Raw genomic sequence first — 25,181 nt, forward strand, 5'->3', positions numbered from 1 at the left:
CAACCCGTTCTGGAACCCCGTGAACGACCGCCCGCCCGCGTAGTAGTCGGTGGCGCTCTTCGTGCCGCGCGCCGCCCACAGCGTGATGGCCAGCGTCCCCAGCACGAAGACGGAGAACAGCCCGACGATCAGCGGCCGGTGCTCCTGCGCCTGGACGGCCGCCTCCCAGGTGCGGTCCGCGGACCCGGCGCTCACGCGGCCTCCTCCACCTGGGTACGGACCGCCTCGGCGCGCGGGTCGAGCCTGGCCGCCGCGTAACGGGCGTAGGCCCAGGCGAGCAGGAACGTCGTGGCGAACTGGCCGATGCCCAGGACGAAGGCGACGTTCAGCCCGCCGGCGACCTGGCGGCCCATCAGGGAGCCGGCGTAGTTGGACAGCAGGACGTACAGCAGGTACCAGCCGACGAAGGCGGCGGTCAGCGGGAACGCGAACGAGCGGTGCGCGCGGCGCAGTTCGGTGAAATCGGCGCCGCGCTGCACCTGCGTGTAGCGGCCGGGCCGCTGCTGGTGCGGGATGGCCCCGGGCAGGGTGCCGTCCTGCGGGGAGGGTGCGGTGTCCAACGGTGACTCCTGGGCGTGGGGCCGGACTGCGGGGACGGGGCGGGGATTCATGAACGTGACATGCATCACACCGCCGTTTGGCGCATCGTACAAACGCAACACCCCTGGCCATCCGTGTGGACACGGGAAAGCACCGCCAAGTGTCGTATTGATGGCCACCGGTGGGCGGGATAGCTTCCCTTGCCATGCCCCCGACCGGGCTGACCCCCAGAAGCCGGTCGGACCCTATGAGCGGGAGACCCCATGACCCATCCCGGTTTTGGAAGGCGGCGGCTGACCGCCGCCGCGATCGGCCTGGCCCTCACGGCGACCGTCGGGTTCCTGCCCGGGATCGCCGCCACCGCCACGGCGGCGAACACCAACCCGGCGGGCAAGTCCGCCGGGCAGACCCTCACCTACGTGGTCAACACCGCGACGGACGAGGCGACTTTGGCCCGGGTGCGCGGCGCGGTCACCGAGGCAGCCGGTTCGGTCGTCATCACGTACGAGAAGATCGGCGTGATCGTCGCCAGCTCCGCGAACCCCTCCTTCGGTGACCGCATGCGGCGCGTCCCCGGTGTGGACTCCGCGGGCGCCACCCGCACCGCGCCGCTGCGTCCGCAGTCCACCACCGAGGTCGGCGGCCCTCAGGTGGTGGACGCGGCGAAGGCGGCCCAGGCGCCGGCGGCCGAGGGCATGGAGCCGATGGAGGCCGACCAGTGGGACCTGCGGGCCATCCGGGCCGACCAGGCCCACCGGGTCTCCACCGGCAGCCAGGACGTGACCGTCGCGGTCATCGACACCGGCGTGGACGACACCCACCCGGACCTCGCGGCGAACTTCTCGGCCGCGCAGTCCGCGAACTGCGTCGGCGGTGTCGCCGACACCAGCGCCGGCGCCTGGCGGCCCGACAGCGCGAAGAACGACTACCACGGCACCCATGTCGCCGGTGAGATCGCCGCCGCCCGCAACGGCGTCGGCGTCGCCGGGGTCGCGCCCGGCGTGAAGGTGTCGAGCATCCGGGTCAGCGAGAAGAAGACCGCGCTCTTCTACCCGGAGGCCGTGGTCTGCGCCTTCGTCTTCGCCGCCGACCACGGGGTGGAGATCACCAACAACAGCTACTACATCGACCCGTGGCTCTACAACTGCCTGGACGACCCCGACCAGCGCGCCATCGTCGACGCGGTGGACCGCGCCTCGCGCTACGCCCAGTCGAAGGGCACCCTGCACCTGGCGTCCGCGGGCAACTCCAACCACGACCTCGACTCCGACGCCATCCTGGACGACTCCAGCCCGGACGACTCCACGGCGTACCCGCGCACCGTCGACCCGCACTCCTGCTTCGACATCCCCACCCAGCTCCCGGGTGTCGTCACCGTCAGTGCCACCGGGGTGCACAACCTCAAGTCGTACTACTCCAGTTACGGACTCGGGGTGGTCGACGTGGCGGCGCCCGGCGGCGACCGCTACCAGATCCCCGACACCCCCTCGGCCAACGGGCGCATCCTGTCCACGATGCCCGGCGGCGAGTACGGCTTCCTGCAGGGCACCTCGATGGCGAGCCCGCACGCGGCCGGCGTCGCGGCGCTGATCAAGAGCAGCCACCCGGAGCTCTCCGCCGAGCACCTCCAGGCGGCGCTGGAGGCCCAGGCCGACGACGTGGCGTGCCCGGAGTTCTACGACCCGGACGGCAACGGCGTCCAGGACTCCACCTGTTCGGGCCCGGCGGCGGACAACGCCTTCTACGGCGAGGGTGTCGTGGACGCCCTGGACGCCGTCACGAAGTAGCGGCGCCCCGCGGCTGGTGGAGGGTGTGCTGCGCGCGCAGCACACCCTCCACCAGCAGGAACTGCCCGCCGATGTAGGTGAGCATCACCCAGAAGGACGCCGCGGGAGGCTGCGGCCAGCCCGCGAGGTCGCCGGCGATCAGGGTGTCGGAGAGCAGGAAGAGCGCCCCGCCCGCCCCCGCGACGCGCCCGAGTGCGCCCGCGCAGCAGGCCATCGCGGCCAGCAGCAGGCTGTACGCGCCGACGGGGACGCGCAGCCCGGCGTCCAGCCCCGGCCAGAGCGCGACCAGCAGCGCCGCCCAGGCGACCGCGTAGCCGAGGGCGATCCGGGGCGCGGGGTCCGTAAGGAGGAGTCGCGGCGGGGAGAACCGCAGCCGGGAGAGCCACGGACGGAAGAGCAGCAGGTAGCAGACGTGCCCGGCGGCGAAGGCGGCCATTCCGGCCAGGAAGGGCACGGTGGCGCCGCCCTGCAGCAGTACGTCCCCCGCCCAGCCGCACAGCAGCGCCGCGATCAGCGCGCGCGGGGCCCGGCGGGCGGCGGCCCAGGCGGCGAGGAGCGGCATCAGCAGCGGCTTGGTGAGCAGGTCGAGCCAGTGCAGGTCCAGCAGCAGGGCGAGCAGGTGTACGGCGCCCGCGGCGGCGAAGGCGCGCAGCAGTACGGGCGGGCGCGGCGCGATGTCGGCCCAGGCGACGCGGCCAACGACCGCCTGGCCGCGGTCGGCGCCCAGGCGCGGGGCGCCGAGACGGGCCGGGCGGGCCGGGAGGGGGTGGGTCGGGAGGGAACGGAACTTCATGCGGCAGGTTCTTCCAGACGGTCGGGGCCTTCCAGACGGTCGGCGGCGGGGTGGGGCGGCTGCCAGCCGGGCCCGCGCAGGAGGTGCCCGGCGCGGGCGCGCCAGCCGCGCGCCGCGCGCAGGTCGCGGGCGAGGGCGGCGTACTCGTGGGTGGCGACGCGCAGCGGGTTGTGGGTGGTGATGTTCTTCGTCAGCCCGTAGACGCACCGCTCGCGCTCCGGGGCGAAGGAGCCGAAGAGGCGGTCCCAGACGATGAGGATGCCGCCGAAGTTGCGGTCCAGGTAGCCGCCCTGCGAGGCGTGGTGGACGCGGTGGTGGGAGGGGGTGTTGAGGAGGAACTCCACGGGGCGCGGCAGCCGGCCGATGCGCTCGGTGTGGATCCAGAACTGGTAGACGAGGCTGACCGAGGAGCAGAAGGCCAGCGCCGCCGGGTGGACGCCGCAGGCGATCAGCGGCAGGTAGAACGGCCAGGAGGTGAGCGAGGTCCAGGGCTGGCGCAGGGCGGTGGAGAGGTTGAACCTCCGGCTGGAGTGGTGGACCACGTGGCAGGCCCACAGCAGCCGCACCACGTGGTGGCCTCGGTGCGAGAAGTAGTAGAAGAAGTCCTGGCCGAGCAGGATCAGCGGCAGCGTCCACCAGGTGGTCTCGATCCGCAGCGGGGTGGCCGCGTAGAGGGCCGTGTAGAGCGCGACGACGGGGATCTTCCACAGCAGGTCGGTGCCGAGGCTGCCGAGGCCCATGGTGATGCTGGTGGCGGCGTCCTTCGCCTCGTAGCCGGCGGCGTCCTCGTCGGGGTGCAGCCGGTAGCTGACGAGCTCCACGAGGGTCAGCAGGACGAAGGCGGGTATGGACCAGAGCACCACGTCGGGCAGGTCGGGCACGGGCATGACCGCACAGTAGGGCGGGCGGGGGGCCCGCGACCAGGGTCCACGTAGTCACGTTGTCACTACGGTGGCGGTCGGGTGCTTGCGGACGAAGGCCGCGCGCAGGCGGTGGTAGGGCTCGTCGGGGCCGTAGAAGTTGCGGCGTATCCGGGCGAGTTCGTCGGCGCGGTACCAGGCCAGCGGCTTGACCTCCTCGTCCTGGGCGAGCCGGCGGCGTTTGGCGGCCAGCCGCGCCGCCAGGTGCGGGGAGGCGGCCGCGGCGGCGGCCAGCGCGGCGACCTCGGCGGGGAAGGCGGCGGGGGTGGTGGGCAGGACGCGGTCGGCGAGGCCGAGGTGGCGGGCGCGGGCGGCGCTGACGGGCAGCGCCTCCTCGGTGAGGGCGCGGGCCTGTTCGCGGCCGACGCGGCGGGGCAGGGTGTACGTCCACAGCTCGGAGCCGTACAGGCCCATCCGGCGGTAGTGCGGGTTGAACACGGTGCCTTGGCGGCACCAGACCTCGTCCGCCGCCAGCGCCAGCATCACGCCGCCGGCCGCCGCGTTGCCGCCCAGGGCGGCGACGGTGAGCCGGTCGGTGGTGGTGAGGACCGCCTCCACCAGGTCGTCCATGGCGTTGATGTTCTCCCAGGACTCCGCCGCCGGGTCGGCGGCGGCCTCGATCACGCCGAGGTGGATGCCGTTGGAGAAGAAGTCGCGGGCCCCGCCCAGCACCACCACGCGTGTGGGGCGGGTGAGGGCGTGGCGGTAGGCGGCGAGCAGCCGGCGGCACTGGGTGGTCGACATGGCGCCGGCCGGGAAGGAGAAGCGCAGGAAGCCGACCGGGCCGCGCTCCCGGTAGTGGATGTCCGTCCAGGTGCGGCGGCCGGGCGGCAGCTCCAGGCGGGCCGGGACGGCGGTCAGCCTGCGGGCGCGGGCGCCGAGCGCGAGGGTGGCGGGCTGCTTGAAGGCGGGGGCGCCCGACTCGTGGCGGGGGCGCAGTTGGGTGAGCCAGACGGCGCCGTCGGTGGTGGCGCGGCAGACGGCGCCGGCCCGGCGGGCGACCAGCCGGCCCGCCTCGCCGGTGAGCTGGTCCTCCTGGTGGCCGCCGTAGAGGAAGAACCCGCGGCCCTCGATCTCGTCGGGCACGCCGGGCTGGGAGTCGGCCGCGCGGAGTTTGCGCAGCACGGTGGCGGTGGTGTCGCGGGTCCAGTCGATACGGCGCCGCTCGGCGGGGAAGCGCGGGCGGGCGCGGCCCGCGGTGTCGGGGCGGGTGTAGTCCAGCGGGCGGGGGCGGTAGCTCCCCGACTCGTAGCGCTGGACGGCGAGATGGACCGCCTCCAGGGCCGCGTCGGCGACCTCGCCCCGGTAGAGGTCGCTCTTGGCCGTGCCCGCAGGCAGGACGCACTCCGCACTCGCCCAGATGTCGCCGGCGTCGAACTCCTCGGCCGCCTGCAGCACGGTGACGCCCCAGCGGCCCGCGCCCTCCTCGATCGCCCAGTCCAGCGCGGAGGGCCCCCGGTCGCCGGGCGGCCCCGGGTGGACGACCAGGCAGACCCGGGTCGTCCACAGGGCGGCGGGGATGCGGGAGGTGAGCATCGGGGCGATGACCAGAGGGGGGTCGAAGGCGCGGACGGCCGCGAGCAGGGCGGCGTCCCCGGCGGCGAGCTGCAGCCGTACGACGTGGCCGCGGTCGCGCAGCTCGGCGTCGACGCGCTGGGTGAGGCTGTTGTCGGCGCTGGCGACGAGCAGGATCCGCATCTGTCCTCCGGTCCGGAAGCGGGCTCGGTCACCATTGGCGCACGCACCGACACTCACCGTCGCGGAGATGGCCGTTTTCGCTCATCGGGTGGCATGTGTCGGGTATACGCGCCGCGGCTGTGCGAAATGCGGCTCCTTAAGGGGGAGTTCCACGCGTGTTCGCGCCAGGATTACGGGCACGCCTCACCGGGCACGCACCGTGGGGCACACCGCTCCCGTCCCGCACACCGCCACAGGAGGCCCCTCCCCATGTCGCCCATCCCCGATCTGGACCGCCGCCGATTCCTCCAGATAGCGGGCGGCACCGCCGCCGTCGCCGCCCTCACCGGCAGCATCACCCGCGCCGCCGCCATCCCGGCGGCCGTCTCCACCGGCACCATCCAGGACGTCGAGCACATCGTCGTCCTGATGCAGGAGAACGAGTCCTTCGACCACTACTTCGGCCGGCTGAAGGGCGTGCGCGGCTTCGGCGACCCCCGCCCCGTCGTCCTGCCGTCCGGGAAGCCGGTCTGGCACCAGGAGGGCGGCGGCAAGACCGTGCTGCCGTTCCGCACCGGCTCGGGGGGCACGGTGCTGGGCGACGAGTACCTGCAGGGCCTCAACCACGACTGGGCGGGCGGCCAGTCGGCGTACAACGGCGGCACCTACGACAACTGGATCCCCGCCAAGACCGCCGCGACCATGTCCTACCTGAACCGCCAGGACATCCCCTTCCACTACGCGCTCGCCGACGCCTTCACCGTCTGCGACGCGTACTTCTGCTCCTTCATCGGCGCGACCGACCCCAACCGCTACTACCTGTGGTCCGGTTACTCGGGCAACGACGGCACCGGCGGCGGCCCCGTGCTGGGCAACGAGGAGCGCGGCTACGGCTGGAAGACCTACCCCGAGCGCCTGGAGGCGGCGGGCGTGTCGTGGAAGGTCTACCAGGACGTCGGCGACGGGCTGAACGCGGCGGGCTCCTGGGGCTGGATCAACGACGCCTTCCGCGGCAACTACGGCGACAACTCGCTGCTGTACTTCAACAGCTACCGCAACGCCCAGCCCGGCAGCCCGCTCTACGACAAGGCCCGCACCGGCACAAACGCCAAGGCCGGCGAGGACTTCTTCCACCTCCTGCGCGCCGACGTCGAGAACGGCCGACTGCCGCAGGTCTCCTACATCGTGGCCCCGGAGGCGTTCTCCGAGCACTCCAACTGGCCGCCGAACTACGGCGCCTGGTACATCGCGCAGGTCCTCGACGCGCTCACCGCCAACCCGGAGGTGTGGAGCAGGACGGCCCTGTTCATCACCTACGACGAGAACGACGGCTTCTTCGACCACGTCGTGCCGCCCTTCCCCCCGCTGTCCGAGGCGCAGGGCGCCTCCACCGCCGACGCCTCCCTGGACGTCTACACCGGCGGCGTCACGGGCTACACCAAGGCCGGGCCCTACGGTTTCGGGCCGCGGGTGCCGATGTTCGTCGTCTCCCCCTGGTCCACGGGCGGTTACGTCTGCTCGGAGACCTTCGACCACACCTCGATCATCCGCTTCATGGAGGAGCGCTTCGGGGTCCACGAGCCGAACATCTCCCCCTGGCGCCGCGCCGTCGCCGGCGACCTGACCTCGGCCTTCGACTTCACCCAGGCCGACACCGCGCCCAAGCCGCTGCCCGACACCTCCGGCTACACCCCGCCGGACCGCAACCGCCACCCCTCCTACCCGCTGACGCCGCCGGCCAGCCCGTCGATGCCCGTCCAGGAGGCGGGCTCGCGCCCGACGCGTCCGCTGCGGTACGCGCCCACGGTGGACGGCAGCCGGGTCAGGGGCGGCTTCAGCCTCACCTTCGGCGGCGGCGCCGAGGCCGGGGCCTGCTTCTACGCCACGTCCACCGGGCGCGGGCAGGCGCCGCGCACGTACACCACCGAGGCCGGGAAGACCCTCACCGGCACCTGGGCGGCGAAGAAGGCGTACGACCTCTCCGTCTGGGGCCCCAACGGCAGCACGGCGCGCTTCCGGGGCGCAAGCCTGGCCGGCGGCCCCGAGGCCACCGCGCGCCATGACGCGGCCACCGGCAACGTCGTCCTGACGCTGACCACCTCCGGCACGGCCCGCCATCTGACGGTCGCCAACGCCTACGGCGGCCAGGCCCAGACCTTCACCGTGCGCTCCGGGGAGCCCGTGGTGCACACCGTGGACCTGCGGGGCAGCGCGCGCTGGTTCGACGTCTCGGTCACCGACGAGGACGACGCCGCCTTCCTGCGGCGCTTCGCCGGCCATGTGGAGACCGGGGAGGCGGGCGTGAGCGACCCGGCGCTGCTCACGGACTGACCGCCGGCCCCTTGCCGAACTCCGGGCCCCTCGCCTGCGCCGTCCCGCGCAGGCGAGGGGCCCGGCCCTGTCGTACGTACGCACGGCCGCCGAAAGACCACCGGAGCCGGCCGCCTCCCGGACCGCACAAGCAAACCGCCGCGATCGCCGCGAAACCGGGATCTATCACCCGCATCCCGCCCCGGTGCCCCGCACCTGCGCCCGGCTCTGTCAGTGACGCCCCTTATGCTCCTGGACCATGCTCGAAGACCGCACGGCACCATCGATCTGGCCCGAGGGGTACCCGCAGGGGTACGCCGTCGTCGACGTGGAGACCACCGGCCTGGCGAAGGACGACCGGATCGTGTCCGCGGCGGTCTACCGGCTGGACGCGCGCGGCGAGGTGGAGGACCACTGGTACACGCTGGTCAATCCCGACCGTGCCCCCGGCCCGGTGTGGATCCACGGCCTGACGGCCGAGATGCTCGCCGGCGCGCCCCGCTTCCCCGAGGTCAGCGGGGAGCTGACGGAGCGCCTGCGCGGCCGGGTCCTGGTGGCGCACAACGCCGCCTTCGACTGGGGCATGATCGCCCGGGAGTACGCCCGGGCCGGCCTGGAGCCGCCGGTGCGCCAGCGGCTGTGCACGATCGCGCTGGCCAAGACGCTGCGCCTGGAGCTGCCGAGCCTGCGGCTGCAGGCGCTCGCCGCGCACTTCGGCGTCGTCCAGCAGCGTGCGCACCACGCGCTGGACGACGCCCGGGTGCTGACGGAGATCTTCCGCCCCAGCCTGCGCCGCGCCGCCGCGTCGGGCCTGCCGCTGCCCCTGCTGACCTGCCGTCCGCTCACCGAGTGGCCGACCGGGCGCGGGGCTCCGGCCGCGGAGCCGCCCCAGGCGGGCGCCCCGGACGGCGCCGCGCAGGCGGGGTCGTGGCGCAGCTGGCGCCCCGCCCGCCGGCTGCCTCCCTGCCCGTACCCCAATCCGGGCCGCTTCCAGCCCGGCGGGCAGCTGCTGCAGGGGATGCGCGTGGCCTTCTCCGGCGACACCTCCATCGACCGCGAGCTGCTGGAGGACCGGGCGGTGACCGCCGGGCTGCACGTGGCGGGCAGCGTCTCGCGGCTGACGAGCCTGCTGGTGACCAACGACCCGCAGGCGGCGACGGGCAAGGCGATGAAGGCGCGGACGTACGGCACGCCGGTGGTGGACGAGACGTCCTTCGTCCAACTGCTGCTGCACGTGGGCCCGGCGCCGGGGGTGTGACACCGGCCGCCCGGCCGTTCCCTGCAATCAGGTGAAAGCGGTACGACGCGGCGCCGGGCTTATCGTCGTACAGCCGCGGCCGTCGCAGGCTGATGCCCATGGCTAGATGTGAAGTCTGCGGAAACGACTACGGCATGTCCTTCGAGGTCCACGCGCAGGGCGAGGTGCACGTCTTCGACTGCTTCGCCTGCGCCATCCACCGGATGGCCCCGATCTGCGAGCACTGCAGCTGCCAGGTGATCGGCCAGGGCGTGGAGTCCGGCGGGCACTGGTACTGCGGCTCGCACTGCGCCCGCGCGGAGGGGGTGCAGGGGATCGTCACCCACGTGTAGCGCCCCCGCTCCCGCCGCCGGACCGCTGGTCCCCTCCCGGCGGCGGGGGCGTACCGGGCGGGAGGTACCGTCGGGGGTGTGTACCGCTTTCTCCTGACCCGGCAGTGGGTGATCCTCACCCTGGTCGCCGTCCTCCTCGTCCCGGCGATGATCCGGCTGGGGTTCTGGCAGTACCACCGGCACGAGGCCCGGGTCGCGCGCAACGAACTCGTCGCCCGCAACCTCGCCGCCCCGCCCCTGCCCGTCCAGGACCTCTCCCGCCCCGGCCGCGGGATCCCGCGCGCCGACACCTGGCGCACGGTGAGCGCCACCGGCTCCTACGACCCGGCGCACGAGGTCGTCGTCCGCCAGCGCACGGACGCCGACGGCAAGCAGGGCTACTTCGTCGTCACTCCGCTGCGGCTCGCCGCCGGCGCCGGTACGGTCCTGGTCAACCGGGGCTGGATCCCGGCCGGCGGCGACCTCACCACCTTCCCCGAGGTGCCGCCCGCGCCCACCGGCGAGCTCACCGTGACGGGCCGGCTGCGCGCCGACGAGACGACCTCCGCCAGCGGCATCAAGGAGCGGCGCGGGCTGCCCGCCCGGCAGGTCATGCTGATCGACAGCCGCGACGAGCGGGCCACCGCCGGCGCCGCGGGGCCCGTACTGGCCGGGTACGTGCAGCTCACCGCCACCGCCCCCCGACCCGCCGGCGGCCAGCCGCAGCCCGTGGCCGCGCCCGACCACGACAGCATCGGCGTGCACCTGGCCTACGCGGTGCAGTGGTGGCTCTTCGCGGCGGGCGTCCCGTTCGGCTACTGGGTGCTGGTACGGCGCGAGCGGCGTGAGCGCCTCGCGCGGGCCGCCGCCGGGGACGGCGCTGACGCGGCCCTGGCGCCGCCGGAGCCCGTCACGGCAGACTGACCCCATGGATCTTGAACTCAAGGACCGGGTCTACATCGTCACCGGCGCCACCCGCGGGCTGGGCCGCGCCACCGCCGCCCAACTGCTCGCCGAGGGCGCGAAGGTGGTCGTCTCCGGGCGGCACGCCGAGGAGGCGGCCAAGGCCGCCGGGGAGCTGGGCGAGGGGGCGGTCGGCATCGGCGCGGACAACGCCGACCCGGCGACCCCGGGCCGGCTCATCCACGCGGCCCGCGAGCACTTCGGCCGGCTCGACGGGGTGCTCATCAGCGTCGGCGGACCGCCGGCGGGCGCGGCCGAGCAGCTCACGGACGACCAGTGGGAGCGGGCCTTCGAGTCGGTCTTCCTGGGCGCGGTGCGCCTGGCACGCGCGGTCGCCGGGGAGCTGGGCGAGGGCGGCGTGATCGGCTTCGTCCTGTCCTCCTCGGTGTACGAGCCGGTGCGCGGTCTGACCATCTCCAACGCGCTGCGCCCCGGACTGGCCGGCTACGCCAAGTCGCTGGCCGGGGAGCTGGGCCCCAGGGGGGTGCGGGTGGTGGGCCTGCTGCCGGCGCGCATCGACACCGACCGGGTGCGGGAGCTGGACGCCCTGACGGGGGACGCGGACGCCTCCCGCGCGCGGCAGTCGGCGGCCATTCCGCTGGGCCGCTACGGGCGGCCGGAGGAGTTCGGCAAGACGGCCGCGTTCCTGCTCTCGCCGGCCGCCTCGTACCTCACGGGCGTCATGCTGCCGGTGGACGGCGGGGCGCTGCACTCCTTCTGAGTTCCGGGCGCGTACGGACGCCCCCGCCCCGCGCTCGCACGGGGCGGGGGCGTCCGCCCTGCCGCTACTCGCCCACTCCGGCGAGATCCCGCAACCGGCGCCCCTGGGCGGCGCGTTCGGCGGCGCGCTGCTCGTCGTAGGAGCGGCCGGCGGCGCCGCGCAGCAGCGCCTTGGTCTCCACCACCGCGTCGCGGGGGGCGGCCAGCAGGGCGGCGGCCAGGTCGGCGGTGGCGGCGTCCAACTCCTCGCGGGGGACGACGAGGTTGGCCAGTCCGGTGCGCTCGGCCTCCTCGGCCCGTACGAAGCGGCCGGTGGCGCAGACCTCCAAGGCGCGGGCGTAGCCGAGGAGTTCGACCAGCGGACTGGTGCCGGCCAGGTCGGGGACCAGGCCCAGGGAGGGCTCGCGCATGGCGAACTGCACATCGTCGGCGACCACGCGCAGATCGCAGGCGAGGGCCAGCTGGAAGCCCGCGCCGATGGCGTGGCCCTGCACGGCGGCGACGGAGACGAGGTCGTTGCGCCGCCACCAGGTGAACGCCTCCTGGTACCCGGCGATGGCGGTGTCGAGCTCGGCCTCGGGCAACTGGGCCAGCTCGTGGAAGGACGGCATCCCGGGGACGCCCTCGGGGGTGATGACCCGCAGGTCCAGGCCCGCCGAGAAGGACTTGCCCTCGGCGCGCAGCACGGCCACGCGCACGGAGCCGGGGAGCAGTCGGCCGGCCTCGGCGAGGGCGGACCAGGTGGCGCCGGTCTGGGCGTTGCGCTTGGCGGGATTGTCGAGGGTCACCGTGGCGACGGTGTCGCCGTCGCCGGAGAGGGCGACGCGGACTCCGTCCCTGTTCAGCAGCTCAGTCATATACCGAACAGTAACCACCCGGCCGGCCTCTCGGCCGACCGGGTGGCACCGCACCACTGGACGCGCGGGGCGCCCGCTTCACCCTGAAACCCCGGGGGGCCTCAGGACGAGGCGGCCTTCTTGCCCCGCGTCGCTCCGCCGCGACCCCGCAGGGTCACGCCGGACTCACTGAGCATCCGGTGCACGAATCCGTAGGAGCGGCCGGTTTCCTCGGCCAACGCCCGGATGCTCGCACCGGAGTCGTACTTCTTCTTCAGGTCTGCCGCGAGCTTCTCGCGCGCGGCGCCGGTAACCCGGCTGCCCTTCTTCAGAGTCTCGGCCACCCGTGCCTCCTCATACGGAAGTGCGCTCTGCGGTTCTCATGATCACCCCTTTATCGCCTGCTGGCCACCCATTCGGCAAGGTCCGCGTCAACTGGTTTTCCGGACGGGGGGTGGGAGGCGGGAGCGGAAGGGGTGATTTCGAGGGGCGCGGGAGCGTCCACCGGCCCGGCTGCCCGTAAAAGCGGCAGGTCAGATGACCTTCGCGGCGGGGCAGGGCGCGCCACGGCCGCCACACGCCCCCCGTCGCGAAGGCGCGCCGGGGGGATGAGGGCGTCTCACACAGATGATGGATCACCCATGGGCCGAATGATCCAGAACGAATGGATCACGCCAGGGCGACGAGGTCCGCGTAGTCCTCGCCCCACAGGTCCTCGACGCCGTCGGGGAGCAGGATGATCCGCTCGGGCTGCAGGGCCTCCACCGCGCCCTCGTCGTGGGTCACCAGGACCACGGCGCCGCTGTAGGTGTGCAGCGCGCCGAGGATCTCCTCGCGGCTGGCGGGGTCGAGGTTGTTGGTGGGCTCGTCCAGCAGCAGCACGTTGGCGGAGGAGACCACCAGGGTGGCGAGCGCGAGGCGGGTCTTCTCGCCGCCGGACAGGACGCCGGCCGGCTTGTCGACGTCGTCGCCGGAGAAGAGGAAGGAGCCGAGGATCTTGCGGACCTCGACCAGGTCCATGTCCGGGGCGGCGGAGCGCATGTTCTCCAGCACCGTGCGCTCGGGGTCGAGGGTCTCGTGCTCCTGGGCGTAGTAGCCGAGCTTGAGGCCGTGGCCGGGCTGGACGGTGCCGGTGTCGGGCTCCTCGACGCCGCCGAGGAGGCGCAGCAGCGTGGTCTTGCCGGCGCCGTTGAGGCCGAGGATGACGACCCGGGAGCCCTTGTCGATGGCCAGGTCGACGTCGGTGAAGATCTCCAGCGAGCCGTAGGACTTCGACAGGCCCTCCGCCATCAGCGGGGTCTTGCCGCAGGGGGCGGGCTCGGGGAAGCGGAGCTTGGCGACCTTGTCGGAGACGCGCACGGCGTCCAGGCCGGAGAGCAGCTTCTCGGCGCGGCGGGCCATGTTCTGCGCGGCGACGGTCTTGGTGGCCTTGGCGCGCATCTTGTCGGCCTGGGAGTTGAGGGCGGCGGCCTTCTTCTCCGCGTTCTGCCGCTCGCGGCGGCGGCGCTTCTCGTCGGCCTCGCGCTGGGCGAGGTAGAGCTTCCAGCCCATGTTGTAGACGTCGATGACGGAGCGGTTGGCGTCCAGGTAGAAGACCTTGTTGACGACCGTCTCGACCAGGTCGACGTCGTGGGAGATCACGATGAAGCCGCCGTGGTACGTCTTCAGGTAGTCGCGCAGCCAGCTGATGGAGTCGGCGTCGAGGTGGTTGGTCGGCTCGTCGAGCAGCATGATGTCGGAGTCCGAGAAGAGGATCCGGGCCAGCTCCACGCGGCGGCGCTGACCGCCGGAGAGCGTGTGCAGCGGCTGGCCGAGCACGCGGTCGGGCAGCGCGAGGCTGGCGGCGATGGTGGCGGCCTCGGCCTCGGCGGCGTAACCGCCGCGGGTGAGGAACTCCGTCTCCATGCGCTCGTAGCGCTTCATGGCCTTGTCGAGGGTGGCGCCCTTGCCGGTGGCCATCCGCTCCTCGTCCTCGCGCATCTTGCGGATCATCACGTCCAGTCCGCGGGCGGAGAGGATGCGGTCGCGGGCGAGGACGTCGAGGTCGCCGGTGCGGGGGTCCTGCGGCAGGTAGCCGACCTCGCCGCTGCGGGTGACGCTGCCGGCGGCGGGCTGGCCCTGGCCGGCGAGGACCTTCGTCAGGGTGGTCTTGCCGGCTCCGTTGCGGCCGACGAGGCCGATGCGGTCGCCCTTGGCGACGCGGAAGGAGGCGGACTCGATGAGGATGCGGGCGCCGGCGCGCAGCTCCAGGCCGGTTGCGGTGATCACGGACTTGCTCCAGGGCAGGGGGAAGGGACGTCGGACGGGGCGTGGATTCGTGCGACGTCGATCTAGTGCACGAGGAGGGAGGCCATGGACCCAGTGTATCGGGGGTACGCAAACCGGATTCCGGCACGGACGGCGGCCTCGTCGCGGGCTGGCCGCCCGGGTCCGTACGGAACGCGCGGGTGCCGGGATTCTCAGGCGCCGCCCTTGTGGACCTCGAAGGCCGCCTTGCGGACGGCCTTGGCGAGGACGGGGTCGGGGTGGGCGGCGGCGAGGGCGACGAGGACCTGGACGGTGCGGGGGTGGCCCACCTCGCGGATCTCGGCGAGGAGTTCGGGGACGGTGGACTGGACGGCGGAGTCCAGATGGCGCACCAGCAAGTGCCCGTCGCCGTGGTCGGCGACGGCCGCGGCGGTGTCGACCCACAGCCAGGTGGCCTCCGGGCGGCTGAGCACGGAGGGCGCGTCCTCGGGGTCGGCGCCCTCCTGCTCGGCGAGCCAGAGCAGGGCGTACGGGCGAAGAACCGTCTCTGCGGTCGCCTCGCGCACGGCGGTCTCGGCGGCGGTGCCGGCGACGCGCAGCGCCTCGAAGGCGAGGCCGCGCAGCAGGGCGTCGTCGCCGCGGGCGACGTCGAGCAGCTCGGCGACGGCGATGGAGGTGGGACGGGCGGCGAACCAGGCGCGGTACTCGGCGCGGGCCGGGCCCGGGGTGAGGCCGGCGCAGCCGCGGAGCATGGCGGCGGCGGGCTGCTCGATGTTGCCGCCGGCGGGGCTCTGGGCGGCGACGCAGATCTGCTCGATCTTCGTCCAGACCGCCCAGTGGCCCAAGGGGGTGAGGGTGGCCTCCTCGCGGGCCTCGTCGCGGGTGAGGGCGCCGATGGCGGCCAGGGCGGTGAGGGCCCAGTCGAGGAGGGCGGGGAGGGCGTCCTGACCGTCGGCGGAGGGGGCGCTGTCGCCGGCGGCGTCCGCGGTGGGGCCGACGGCGAGAGGGGTGCCCTCCTCGCCGTACGGGACCTCGCAGCGTTCGGTGCGGATCTCGGCGACGCGCTGCTGGAGGATGTCCAGGAGGGCGGGGACGCGGACGGCTCCGCCGGTGAGGTGGAGCAGGGCGAGGGGCTGGGGCATGGCCTCGACGACCTCGGCGACCGCTTCCGCGGAGACCGCGTCGGGGGAGACCGCGTCGGGGGCGGGGCTTCCGGCGGGGGCGCCGGCTGCGACTCCGGTGATGTCTCCGGCGGGGTCGGGGACGGGGTGGGCGAAGGACCAGGCGTCGAAGAGGGCGACCCAGCCGCGCAGGGCGGCGCCGTCGTCGCTGTTCCAGGCGCGCAGGCGCCAGCCCGGGCGGGCCTGCTCGCCGTGCAGCTCGATGAGTCCGGCGAGGCGGGCGCGGGCCCAGTCGGTGACGACTTCGGCGGGAGTGGTGCCGAGCTGCTCGGCGGCCTCCTCGGCGGCGACGCGGCTGGGCGTACCGACAGCCTCGGCCCACCGGGCGACGCGGGTCGCGCCGGCGAGGACCGTGCGGGCCTGGGCGGCGAGCACGGACGCGGGGGCGATGCCCTCCGGGGGCTTGGGGGCGGGGCGCAGCGCCCGATCGGTGACTGCCCGCCGGGCGGCGTCGGCCGCCTGTGCGGGGTGCTTGCGCACGAGTCGGAGCGGAGCGCGTCCGTGGGGGTTTCGGGCCGTCACGGGCAACAGTGTTCCTGCTGGCTGCCGGAAAGCCCAAACCGGGGGTCCCTCCGGGGGCGGGCGGCACGGGCGTCGGCTTCCGCCGGGGGCGTCGGCTTCCGCCGGGGGCTACGGCTTCCGCCGGGGGCTACGGCTTCCGCCGGGGGCGACGGCTTCCGCCGGGGGCGACGGCTTCCGTTGCGCCGGCTGACGCGTTCCGGGCTTCGCCCGGAGTCCTCAAACGCCGGACCGGCTGGGAGTAGGTCTGCTGGCGAAGTGCCCTTGCGCCGGCTGACGCGTTTCCGGCTGCGCCGGAAGTCCTCAAACGCCGGACCGGCTGGATGTGGCTCAAGCGGTGGCCGCTCGAAATTCAGCTCCCGCCGCGCCGGCTGACGCGTCCCGGGCTTCGCCCGGAGTCCTCAAACGCCGGACCGGCTGGGAGTGGCTCTGCTGGCGAAGTGCCCTTGCGCCGGCTGACGCGTTTCCGGCTTCGCCGGAAGTCCTCAAACGCCGGACGGGCTGGATGTGGACTCGCCCACGTACCAAACCGCCCGGCCACCGTCGCAACAGCGCCATCCCTGCGGCGCGGAGTGGCGCAGCCTCCTCGGCGCGGGAGCGACGTGACGCCTCGGCGCGGAGCGGCGCAGCCTCCTCGGCGCGGAGCGGTGTGACGCCTCGACCGTCGCCCTCTGACACCCCGGCGTGCGACTCAAGACGCCCGACGCTTCCACCCCAGCCCGCCCGCGTCGCGGAGCGACGCAGCACCCCCTGTCGCGGAGCGACACAGCCACCCCCACCACCCCTACCCCTGTCGCGGAGCGACACAGCCACCCCCACCACCCCTACCCGCGTCGCGGAGCGACGCAGCCCCCCGCCCGTGCCCTATCGCGGAGCGACCCACCCCCCATACCCCACCCCCTCACACCAACGGCACAACCGCCCTCCGCACCCTCTCCTCATACGCCCCCGGATCCACATTCCACAGCCCCCCATGCCGCCCCCCGGCGACCGTGTGGACCTGCACCCGATCGGGGTGGTGCGCAGCCAGGTCCTCCAGGGGCTCCCTCGGGGTCAGTGTGTCGTCCTCGCCCCGGAGCAGCAGCGTCTGCGGGGCGCCCGGGGGCGACCACACCTCCGACAGGGCCGCGGTGGTCGCCGGTGTCGACATCGCCGCCAGGTAGCGCAGGGGGGTCGGCAGGGAGCGTTCCTCTCCCAGTGCCCGCATCGCCGCGCGGGCGTCGAGGACCGGTGAGTCCAGCACCACCCCGCTGATCCGGTCGCGCAGTTCCGATGCGGCCGCCGTGCGCAGCACGCGCTCCGCGCCCGTCGACCAGCCGTACAGCACGACCCTCCGCGCGCCGTGGGACACGGCGTAGCGCACCGCCGCCTCCAGGTCGCGCCACTCCTCGTGGGCGGGGTCCGCGGGGCGGGGGGCGCCGGGGTCGCCCCGGTGCGCCGGCATCAGGACGGGCAGGCCGAACCGGTTGAGCGCCGGCAGGACGTTCAGCGCCTGCTCCCGGCCCGCGCCCGTTCCGTGCGCGGTGACCACCCAGGTGTCGCGTGTGCCGAAGACGAACCAGGCCGGTACGCCGCCCAGCTCGTCCTCGATCACCACGTCGGCCGGTTCCAGGGTGGGCGTCTCGTACACCTGCGGTGTGATCCGCAGCCGCGCGCCGGGGCGCAGGGTGCCGCGCAGGACGCCGTGCAGCCGGCGCACGACCGGGCCCTCGCCCGTCCCGTCGCTGCCCTCGACCTCGCCGATCACCGCGTGGACGCCGTCGCCCGTCAGCCCGTACACGCCGGGGAGCAGCGCCGCCGGGCCGGGGCTGAGGACGACGTGGCTGCCGTCCGCCCCCAGCAGGGTGACGGCGCCGTCCGCGAAGCCGGGCGGGGCGGCGGGGCGCAGTGTCCGCGCGGCGCCGTAGCGCCCCGCGGCGAAGACGGCGGCGCCCGCGGCCAGGGCGGCGCCGGCGAGCGCGGCGCCGCCGCGGAGCGCCCGGCGACCGGGGGCTCCCCGGCGGTGCTGACGATGCTGGTGACGCGGGTCCACAGACACGTCCTCATTGTCGGCGCCCTCGCCCGACCCGGCCAGCGCTCGGGCGCCGCCACCCGCCGCCGGCCGCCGATTCCCCCGCCCCGGACCGGCCGGGCGGCTACCGCTGCCCGTACCCCCGCAGCTGCTCCCCCACCGCCGCCACCTCGGCCGGGTCCAGCAGCGCCGGCGTCATGCCCGGCACCGAGTTCGCCGTCAGCCAGAGCCGGCAGAGCCACTCCAGCAGCGCCGTGCGCTCGTACGCCTGGTCGAGGCTCGCCCCGTACGCCATCGTGCCGTGGTTGCGCAGCAGGCAGGCCGAGCGGTCGCGCAGCGCCTCGCGCATGCCCGCCGCCAGCTCCTGCGAGCCGTAGCGGGCGTACGGGGCGACGCGGACCGGGCCGCCCAGGGCCGCGGTCATGTAGTGGATCGGCGGCAGCTCCCGCACCAGTGTGGAGACTGCCGTCGCGTGGACGGCGTGGGTGTGGACGATCGCGCGGGCCTCGGGGGCGGCGGCGTAGAGCGCGAGGTGCATGGGGAGTTCGCTGGTCGGGCGCAGGGTGCCGGCCGTGCGGCGGCCGTCCGGGGAGACGGCCGTGAGGTCGCCGGGGCCGAGGCGGTCGTACGGGATTCCGCTCGGCGTGACGAGGATCTCGTCACCCACGCGGACCGAGACGTTACCCGCTGTGCCGACGATCAGTCCCTCGTCCGCCGTGCGCCGTGCGATCTCCAGCAGTCGCGTCCAAGCCGCCTGCCGGTCCACCGAGTTGAGCTGCTCCACGCGCCGACCCTTCTTCCCGTTCTCCGCCGGAACCTTCCACGAGCACACCCGCGGGCCGTCGGCCACCCTTGATCACGTGAACCACAAGTGAAGGGACGGTGACGCACCGCGCTGTCCTTCCTGGCCTCTTTGGGCCGAAAGACCCGTGATCGGAAGGCAGAAGTCCCCTTCCGACCGTCATTCGTTCACCCACGTCATCGCCAGGACCGACCTCGTTCATCTTCCGTTCATTCGGACTGCCTACGTTCCTCAAGCCCCCAGACGTTCGAGTGGATTGTCAGGTCTCCATGGAACACCTCACCCTCATCATCGGAGTCGTGATCGTCACGGCGCTGGTGTTCGATTTCACGAACGGGTTCCACGACACGGCCAACGCCATGGCCACCACCATCTCCACCGGGGCCCTGAAGCCCAAAACCGCGGTGGCGATGTCGGCAGTACTCAACCTCGTCGGCGCCTTCCTCTCCGTGGAAGTGGCCGCGACGATCTCCAAAGGCATCATCGACGAGGGCTCGGGGATCCAGCCCGCGGTGATCTTCGCCGGCCTCGTCGGCGCGATCGTCTGGAACCTGCTGACCTGGCTGGCCGGTCTGCCGTCCAGTTCCTCGCACGCCCTCTTCGGCGGTCTGATCGGCGCCACGGTGGTCTCGGTCGGCCTGGACGGCGTGCACATGGACGCCGTGGTCATGAAGATCCTGATCCCGGCCGTCGCCGCCCCGATCGTCGCGGGCGTCGCGGCGATGCTGGCCACGCGCCTGACGTACCGGCTCGCGGAGCGCCGCGACCCGCAGGACACCGTCAAGGGCTACCGGGCCGGCCAGATCGCCTCGGGCGCCCTGGTCTCCCTGGCGCACGGCACCAACGACGCGCAGAAGACGATGGGCGTCATCACCCTGGCGCTGGTCACCGGCGGCGTCATCGCCCCGGACTCCGACCCGCCGCTGTGGGTCATCGTCTCCGCGGCCGTGGCGATCGCGCTGGGCACCTACCTCGGCGGCTGGCGCATCATCCGCACCATGGGCAAGGGCCTCACCGACATCCAGCCCCCGCAGGGCTTCGCCGCGCAGACCAGCTCCGCCGCGGTCATCCTGACCTCCTCGCACCTGGGCTACGCGCTCTCCACCACCCAGGTCTGCTCCGGCTCGATCATGGGTGCGGGCAAGGGCCGCAAGGGCGGCGTGGTGCGCTGGAGCACCGCCGGGCGGATGTTCGCCGCCTGGGGTCTGACGCTGCCCGCCGCCGGCCTGGTCGCCGGCGGTGCCGCCCTCCTCGCGGACCGCGGGGACTGGGGCGTGGTGACCGTGGCCGTGCTGGGCGCGGGCGCCTGCGCGGCGATCTGGGCGGCCTCGCGCCGCAAGCCGGTCGACCACCACAACGTCAACGACGTCGACGGGGCGGCCGAGGGCTCCCCCGCGCCGGTGATCATCCCCTCCCCCGCCGCCGCGACGCCTGCGCCGCAGGCCACGGTCTGAGACAGGCACGCACGGAACAGGCAGGAGCCTTCACATGCACATCGACTGGGCCGCACTGGGTCAGGTCTTCGGCGTCAGCGTCGGAGTGACGGTCGCCGTCGTGGGTCTCTTCACCCTCGGCATCCTCGGGACGTCGCGGCGTACGGAGCCGGCCGCCGCCGGCGCGGCGTCCACCGCCACGGCGCCCTCGGCGGGCGCGCGGACCGGCGCGTACCTCTGCTTCGCGCTCTGCGCGGCGGCGGTGGCGTACGGCATCTGGGTCATCGTCGCCGGCTGACGGCCGGCGTCCGGTACGCAGCCCTCGGGGCCCGGGCGGTGACCACCGCCCGGGCCCCGAGGTGCGTCCTACCCCCGGGCGCGCCGCCGGCCCAGGGCCAGCGCGCCGGCGCCCGCGCCGAGGAGGACGACCGCCGCGCCCGCGACGACCGGGGTGGCGGAGCCGCCGCCCGTCTCGGCCAGGTCCTCGCCGCCGGTCTGGGTGTCCACCTCGGCCGCCGGGCCGGCGGAGGGCCCCCCGTTCTCTCCGCCGGTCGGCCTGGCCGCGGGCGACTCGCAGGACGCCTCCACGACGGTGACGCTGCCGTGCACCTTCGCCACGCCCAGCTTCAGCGGGTCGACGTCGACCTCCAGCTTCAGGGCGCTGGTCGTCGCGGACCGCTCCGTGGTCGCGGTCTGCGAGAAGGTCAGCGACACCTCCCCGACGCCGGGGACGGGGAGCTTCGCCGGCGGCCCGCCCGCCGTGACGTGCCTGCTGAGGCCCAGGATCTTCACCGGGCCGGCGACGGTCGACCTCGCCTCCGGCGTCCCGCCCGCCTCGCAGCTCGCGGTGGACGTCACCGTGCCCAGCTCCAGCAGGGGGAGCTGGGGCAGGCCGGGGACGTTCAGCAGGACGTTCTCCAGCCGGGCCCGCGCGACGGCCCGCTCCTCGTCGACGCTCGCCTCGGCGCGGGCCGTCTGGGCGGTGAGCAGCGAGAGGGGCTGCCCGGCGTTGACGCCGTCGAGCGTGACGTCGAGGGAGTTCCGGTCGGAGATCCCCTCGGCGTCGGAGGGGGCGCTGACCTCGTTGAGGGAGGTGTGCAGGGGTATCTGCGCGGTCTTGCCGAGCAGGGCGATGTCCAGGTCGGCGCGCAGGACGGCGGCAGCCGCGCTGCCGGTTTCGGGGGCTGTCTCGGAGGCGGTCTCGGAGGCGGTCGCGTGGGCGGCCGGGGCGCCGAGCAGGGCGGCGGGGGCGGTCGCCAGCGCGGTGGCCGCGAGGACGCCCGCGAGGCGTCGGTGGATCGGGGCCGGCGGGCCGGCCTGGGTCGGGCTGGTCAAGGTAGGACCTCTTGAAGGGCGTGGGCCGTCAACAACACGAACATGCTTGCGCACCGAGAGTGACGACACGGGCACTCGACCCTCATTCACCCCATCGAGTGAGTTTCAACTCGCCCGCCCCATCCGGAACTTGAGCCACCACTTACTCGAACTCCCGCTCCCACCAGCGGCGTCGCGCGCCCGCTCCGACGCACGGCGCCCTTTCGTCCCGTTACGCCACCACGCGCCCGCGCAGTACGATCCGCCGCGGCGCCTCCAGGACCCGCAGGTCCGCCCGGGGATCGGCCTCGTAGACGACCAGGTCCGCGGACTCCCCCTCGGCGAGTCCGGGGCGGCCGAGCCAGGCGCGGGCGCCCCAGGTCGCGGCGGAGAGCGCGGCGACGGCGGGCAGTCCGGCCGCGGCCAGCTCCCGTACCTCCCGGCCGATGATGCCGTGCGGCAGCGAGCCGCCCGCGTCCGTGCCGGCGTAGATCGGGACGCCGGCCTCGTGGGCGGCGCGCACGGTGTCGTAGCGGCGCTCGTACAGGCGGCGCATGTGGGCTGCCCAGTGGGGGAACTTGGCCTCCCCGCCCGCCGCGAGCGCGGGGAAGGTGTCGATGTTGACCAGCGTGGGGACGATGGCCACGCCGCGTTCGGCGAAGAGCGGGATGGTCTCCTCGGTGAGGCCGGTGGCGTGCTCGACGCAGTCGATGCCCGCCTCGACGAGGTCCGCCAGGGACTCCTCGGCGAAGCAGTGGGCGGTGACGCGGGCGCCGAGGCGGTGGGCCTCGGCGATGGCCGCCTCGGCCGCCTCGCGCGGCCAGCAGGCGCCCAGGTCGCCGGTGGTGCGGTCGAGCCAGTCGCCGACGAGCTTCACCCAGCCGTCGCCGCGCCGGGCCTCGCGGGCGACGTAGGCGGGGAGGTCCTCGGGCTCGATCTCGTGGGCGTAGTTGCGGATGTAGCGGCGGGTGCGGGCGATGTGCCGCCCGGCCCGGATGATCCGCGGCAGGTCCTCGCGTTCGTCGATCCACCGGGTGTCGGCGGCCGATCCGGCGTCGCGGACGAGCAGCGTGCCGGCGTCGCGGTCGGTGAGGGCCTGCTTCTCGCTGGTGTCCGCGTCGACGGCGCCGTGGGCGTCGAGCCCGACGTGGCAGTGCGCGTCGACGAGCCCGGGCAGCGCCCACCCCTCCACCACGGTGATGTCACGGGCGGTGGCCGGGCGTTCGAAGGAGACCCGGCCGCCGACGACCCACAGCTCGTCGCGGACCTCCTGGGGGCCGGTGAGGATCCGGCCCCTGATGTGCAGCACAGCGCGTTCGGTCATGGGCGCAGCGTAGAACGCGCCGGGCGCGCGCCGGCATCGAGCCGACACCGGGCCGGGAGGCCGCGGCACGGCGCCGGCGGACCCCGGCGGACCCCGGTGGACACAGAAAAGCACAGCCCGTAATCCAGGCGACAATTCACGCGCATATCCGGTGGCTCACCTGCCCCCAAACCCCATGCCCAAACATTAAGGTTCCGTCAACCGCCAAGAGAATGTGAGCCACCCCACAACACGTCCGATTCCTCCGGTAATTACCGGACAGAACGCCGCAACCGCCGGGCCTTCCGATAACACGGATCAGCGCGGCACGTAACCCCCGGAGGGCGTGCGATCCCGATTTCTTGTCGGTAAATTCACCCGTCATGACTGCCGTACAAGCAGACCTGTTCCAACCCGTCGGCCGTTCACCGGAATTCGCGTCACCGGAATTCACGCCGGGATCGCCGGACGAGCCGCCGCTCGACCGGCCCGGGGTCGGGGACGGGCCGGCGCTGTGGCGCCTGGCCCGCGACTCGGGGGCGCTGGACCTCAACTCCTCCTACAGCTACCTGCTCTGGTGCCGCGACTTCGCCGCCACCTCGCTGGTGGCCCGCGGCCCGCAGGGCTCCCCCGTCGCCTTCGCCACCGGCTACGTCCGCCCCGAGGCGCCGGACACGCTCCTGGTCTGGCAGGTCGCCGTGGACGGCGCGTACCGCGGCCGCGGGCTGGCGGGGCGGCTGCTGGACGAGCTGGGCGCCCGGGTGGGCGCCAGCCACGGCGTCCGGCGGCTGGAGACGACGATCACCCCGGGCAACACCGCCTCCGAACGGCTCTTCACGGCGTACGCCCGCCGCCGCGGCGCGCCGCTCAGCCGCGAGGTGCTCTTCGCCGGGGAGCACTTCCCCGACGGCCACGACCCCGAAGTCCTCTTCCGTATCGGCCCCTTCACCACCGACGGAGAAACGCTGTGACCCTCACCCCGCCCGCCCTGAGCGTCTTCGAGACCCTGGAGTCGGAGGTGCGCAGCTACAGCCGCGGCTGGCCGGCGGTCTTCGACCAGGCCCGGGGCAGCCGCCTGTACGACGAGGACGGCCACGACTACCTGGACTTCTTCGCCGGAGCCGGGGCGCTGAACTACGGGCACAACAACCCGGTGCTGAAGCGCGCCCTGCTGGACTACCTGGAGCGCGACGGCATCACGCACGCGCTGGATATGGGGACGCGGGCGAAACGGGCATTCTTGGAGACGTTCCGGAATGTCGTGCTGCGACCGCGCGATCTGCCGTACAAGGTGATGTTCCCCGGCCCCACGGGGACGAATGCGGTGGAGTCGGCGCTGAAGCTGGCCCGGAAGATCAAGGGCCGTGAATCGATCGTCTCGTTCACCAACGCTTTCCACGGAATGTCGCTGGGCTCGCTGGCGGTCACGGGAAACGCCTTCAAGCGGGCGGGGGCGGGAATTCCGCTTGTCCACGGCACTCCGATGCCGTTCGACGACTACCTGGACGGGCAGGTGCCCGACTTCCTGTGGTTCGAGCGGCTGCTGCAGGACTCGGGCTCGGGGCTCAACCACCCGGCCGCGGTGATCGTGGAGACGGTGCAGGGCGAGGGCGGCATCAACGTCGCGCGCACCGAGTGGCTGCGGGGGCTGGCGGAGGTGTGCGCCCGGCACGACATGCTGCTGATCGTCGACGACATCCAGATGGGCTGCGGGCGCACGGGGCCGTTCTTCTCGTTCGAGGAGGCGGGCATCGTCCCCGACATCGTGACGCTGTCGAAGTCGATCAGCGGCTACGGGCTGCCGATGGCGCTGACGCTCTTCAAGCCGGAGCTGGACGTCTGGGAGCCCGGTGAGCACAACGGCACCTTCCGGGGCAACAACCCGGCGTTCGTGACGGCGACGGCCGCGCTGGACACGTACTGGACGGACGGCGGGATGGAGAAGCAGACGCTCAGGCGCGGCGAGCAGGTGGAGTCGGCGCTGGTGGCGCTCTGCGCGGAGGCGGCCGCCGAGGGTGCCGTGTACCGGGGCCGGGGGCTGGCGTGGGGGATCGGGTTCCCCGACCCGCGGCGGGCGGCGGCGGTCTGCCGGCGCGCCTTCGACCTGGGGCTGATCCTTGAGACGTCGGGTCCGCGCAGCGAGGTCGTGAAGCTGCTGCCGGCGTTGACGATCACGCCGGAGGAGCTGGAGGAGGGCCTGCGCACGCTGGCGCGGGCGGTGCGGGAGACGGCGTGAGCGAGCGGTACGGCACGGCG

22 protein-coding genes and 1 pseudogene are annotated in these 25,181 nt (G+C 73.7%); 10 read left to right on the plus strand and 13 right to left on the minus strand.

The annotated features are described in order from the left end of the window. Positions 1–195, minus strand: a pseudogene (locus ACFQLX_RS16235) (cation acetate symporter); the annotation flags it as partial. Next, positions 192–611, minus strand: a complete 420-nt coding sequence (locus ACFQLX_RS16240) for a DUF485 domain-containing protein (protein ID WP_386415680.1) — start codon at positions 609–611, stop codon at positions 192–194. The pseudogene ACFQLX_RS16235 and the gene ACFQLX_RS16240, both read right to left, overlap by 4 nt. A 192-nt stretch (positions 612–803) precedes the next feature. On the opposite strand from ACFQLX_RS16240, the gene ACFQLX_RS16245 reads away from it, so the two are divergent. After that, entirely contained in the window at positions 804–2,327 is a 1,524-nt protein-coding gene (locus ACFQLX_RS16245) for a S8 family peptidase (protein ID WP_386415681.1), read from the plus strand. Here the strand turns inward: ACFQLX_RS16245 and ACFQLX_RS16250 are convergent. From ACFQLX_RS16250 to ACFQLX_RS16260, 3 genes are read right to left on the minus strand one after another with little or no spacing between them, the layout of a single operon-like run. Continuing rightward, entirely contained in the window at positions 2,317–3,120 is an 804-nt protein-coding gene (locus ACFQLX_RS16250) for a lysoplasmalogenase (RefSeq protein WP_386415683.1), read from the minus strand. The two genes, ACFQLX_RS16245 and ACFQLX_RS16250, sit on opposite strands and share 11 nt — an antisense overlap. Beyond that, positions 3,117–4,001 carry a sterol desaturase family protein gene (locus ACFQLX_RS16255; protein ID WP_386415839.1) on the minus strand — a complete coding sequence of 295 codons (885 nt, stop codon included), beginning with the start codon at positions 3,999–4,001 and terminating at the stop codon, positions 3,117–3,119. Before ACFQLX_RS16255 ends, ACFQLX_RS16250 begins: the two co-directional genes overlap by 4 nt. Positions 4,002–4,055: 54 nt before the next feature. Continuing rightward, entirely contained in the window at positions 4,056–5,738 is a 1,683-nt protein-coding gene (locus tag ACFQLX_RS16260; protein WP_386415685.1) for a hydrogenase maturation protein, read from the minus strand. A gap of 258 nt (positions 5,739–5,996) precedes the next feature. Here ACFQLX_RS16260 and ACFQLX_RS16265 point away from each other — a divergent pair, with 258 nt between their 5' ends. From ACFQLX_RS16265 to ACFQLX_RS16285, 5 genes are all read left to right on the plus strand, one after another. Then, a complete protein-coding gene (locus ACFQLX_RS16265) occupies positions 5,997–8,048 on the plus strand; it encodes a phosphocholine-specific phospholipase C (RefSeq protein WP_386415841.1) in 2,052 nt (683 codons plus the stop codon). 238 nt (positions 8,049–8,286) lie between these two features. Continuing rightward, on the plus strand, positions 8,287–9,285 hold the full coding sequence (locus ACFQLX_RS16270) for a DEDDh family exonuclease (protein WP_386415687.1): 999 nt from the start codon (positions 8,287–8,289) through the stop codon (positions 9,283–9,285). A gap of 98 nt (positions 9,286–9,383) precedes the next feature. Continuing rightward, positions 9,384–9,617, plus strand: a complete 234-nt coding sequence (locus ACFQLX_RS16275; protein WP_386415689.1) for a hypothetical protein — start codon at positions 9,384–9,386, stop codon at positions 9,615–9,617. A gap of 78 nt (positions 9,618–9,695) precedes the next feature. After that, positions 9,696–10,520: an SURF1 family cytochrome oxidase biogenesis protein gene (locus tag ACFQLX_RS16280; protein ID WP_386415690.1), complete on the plus strand. Its 825-nt coding sequence runs from the start codon at positions 9,696–9,698 to the stop codon at positions 10,518–10,520. 4 nt (positions 10,521–10,524) lie between these two features. After that, a complete protein-coding gene (locus tag ACFQLX_RS16285) occupies positions 10,525–11,280 on the plus strand; it encodes an SDR family oxidoreductase (protein ID WP_386415693.1) in 756 nt (251 codons plus the stop codon). Between the two features lie 64 nt (positions 11,281–11,344). On the opposite strand, the gene ACFQLX_RS16290 is transcribed toward ACFQLX_RS16285, so the two are convergent. The 6 genes from ACFQLX_RS16290 to ACFQLX_RS16315 form a co-directional block, all read right to left on the minus strand. Continuing rightward, entirely contained in the window at positions 11,345–12,136 is a 792-nt protein-coding gene (locus tag ACFQLX_RS16290; RefSeq protein ID WP_386415695.1) for an enoyl-CoA hydratase/isomerase family protein, read from the minus strand. 101 nt (positions 12,137–12,237) lie between these two features. Further along, positions 12,238–12,459, minus strand: coding sequence for a helix-turn-helix domain-containing protein (locus tag ACFQLX_RS16295; RefSeq protein WP_323377788.1), 222 nt, complete (start codon positions 12,457–12,459; stop codon positions 12,238–12,240). A 325-nt stretch (positions 12,460–12,784) separates the two neighbouring features. Continuing rightward, positions 12,785–14,383 (minus strand): ABC-F family ATP-binding cassette domain-containing protein, encoded by a 1,599-nt coding sequence (locus tag ACFQLX_RS16300; protein WP_386415697.1) that lies wholly within the window; start codon positions 14,381–14,383, stop codon positions 12,785–12,787. A gap of 191 nt (positions 14,384–14,574) precedes the next feature. Then, complete coding sequence (locus ACFQLX_RS16305) at positions 14,575–16,023, minus strand: hypothetical protein (protein WP_386415699.1); 1,449 nt, start codon at positions 16,021–16,023, stop codon at positions 14,575–14,577. Positions 16,024–16,963: 940 nt separating this feature from the next. Beyond that, positions 16,964–18,100 carry an alpha/beta hydrolase gene (locus ACFQLX_RS16310; protein ID WP_386415702.1) on the minus strand — a complete coding sequence of 379 codons (1,137 nt, stop codon included), beginning with the start codon at positions 18,098–18,100 and terminating at the stop codon, positions 16,964–16,966. Positions 18,101–18,197: 97 nt separating this feature from the next. Continuing rightward, positions 18,198–18,857, minus strand: a complete 660-nt coding sequence (locus ACFQLX_RS16315) for a class II aldolase/adducin family protein (protein WP_386415704.1) — start codon at positions 18,855–18,857, stop codon at positions 18,198–18,200. 287 nt (positions 18,858–19,144) lie between these two features. Here ACFQLX_RS16315 and ACFQLX_RS16320 point away from each other — a divergent pair, with 287 nt between their 5' ends. Together ACFQLX_RS16320 and ACFQLX_RS16325 are read left to right on the plus strand one after the other, a co-directional pair. Beyond that, entirely contained in the window at positions 19,145–20,329 is a 1,185-nt protein-coding gene (locus tag ACFQLX_RS16320) for an inorganic phosphate transporter (RefSeq protein ID WP_386415707.1), read from the plus strand. A gap of 34 nt (positions 20,330–20,363) precedes the next feature. Next, positions 20,364–20,606 (plus strand): hypothetical protein, encoded by a 243-nt coding sequence (locus ACFQLX_RS16325; protein WP_386415708.1) that lies wholly within the window; start codon positions 20,364–20,366, stop codon positions 20,604–20,606. Positions 20,607–20,674: 68 nt separating this feature from the next. Here the strand turns inward: ACFQLX_RS16325 and ACFQLX_RS16330 are convergent, their stop codons facing one another. Together ACFQLX_RS16330 and ACFQLX_RS16335 are read right to left on the minus strand one after the other, a co-directional pair. Continuing rightward, positions 20,675–21,643, minus strand: a complete 969-nt coding sequence (locus tag ACFQLX_RS16330) for an SCO1860 family LAETG-anchored protein (protein WP_386415710.1) — start codon at positions 21,641–21,643, stop codon at positions 20,675–20,677. A 211-nt stretch (positions 21,644–21,854) separates the two neighbouring features. Beyond that, complete coding sequence (locus ACFQLX_RS16335; RefSeq protein ID WP_386415713.1) at positions 21,855–22,946, minus strand: amidohydrolase family protein; 1,092 nt, start codon at positions 22,944–22,946, stop codon at positions 21,855–21,857. A gap of 362 nt (positions 22,947–23,308) precedes the next feature. Between ACFQLX_RS16335 and ectA the strand changes: the two genes are divergently transcribed. After that, complete coding sequence (gene ectA / locus ACFQLX_RS16340) at positions 23,309–23,896, plus strand: diaminobutyrate acetyltransferase (protein ID WP_386415715.1); 588 nt, start codon at positions 23,309–23,311, stop codon at positions 23,894–23,896. Further along, on the plus strand, positions 23,893–25,161 hold the full coding sequence (gene ectB, locus ACFQLX_RS16345; protein ID WP_386415718.1) for a diaminobutyrate--2-oxoglutarate transaminase: 1,269 nt from the start codon (positions 23,893–23,895) through the stop codon (positions 25,159–25,161). Before ectA ends, ectB begins: the two co-directional genes overlap by 4 nt. Positions 25,162–25,181 lie beyond the last annotated feature (20 nt).

Source organism: Streptomyces polyrhachis (assembly GCF_042663125.1).
Classification (GTDB): Bacteria; Actinomycetota; Actinomycetes; order Streptomycetales; family Streptomycetaceae; genus Streptomyces; species Streptomyces polyrhachii.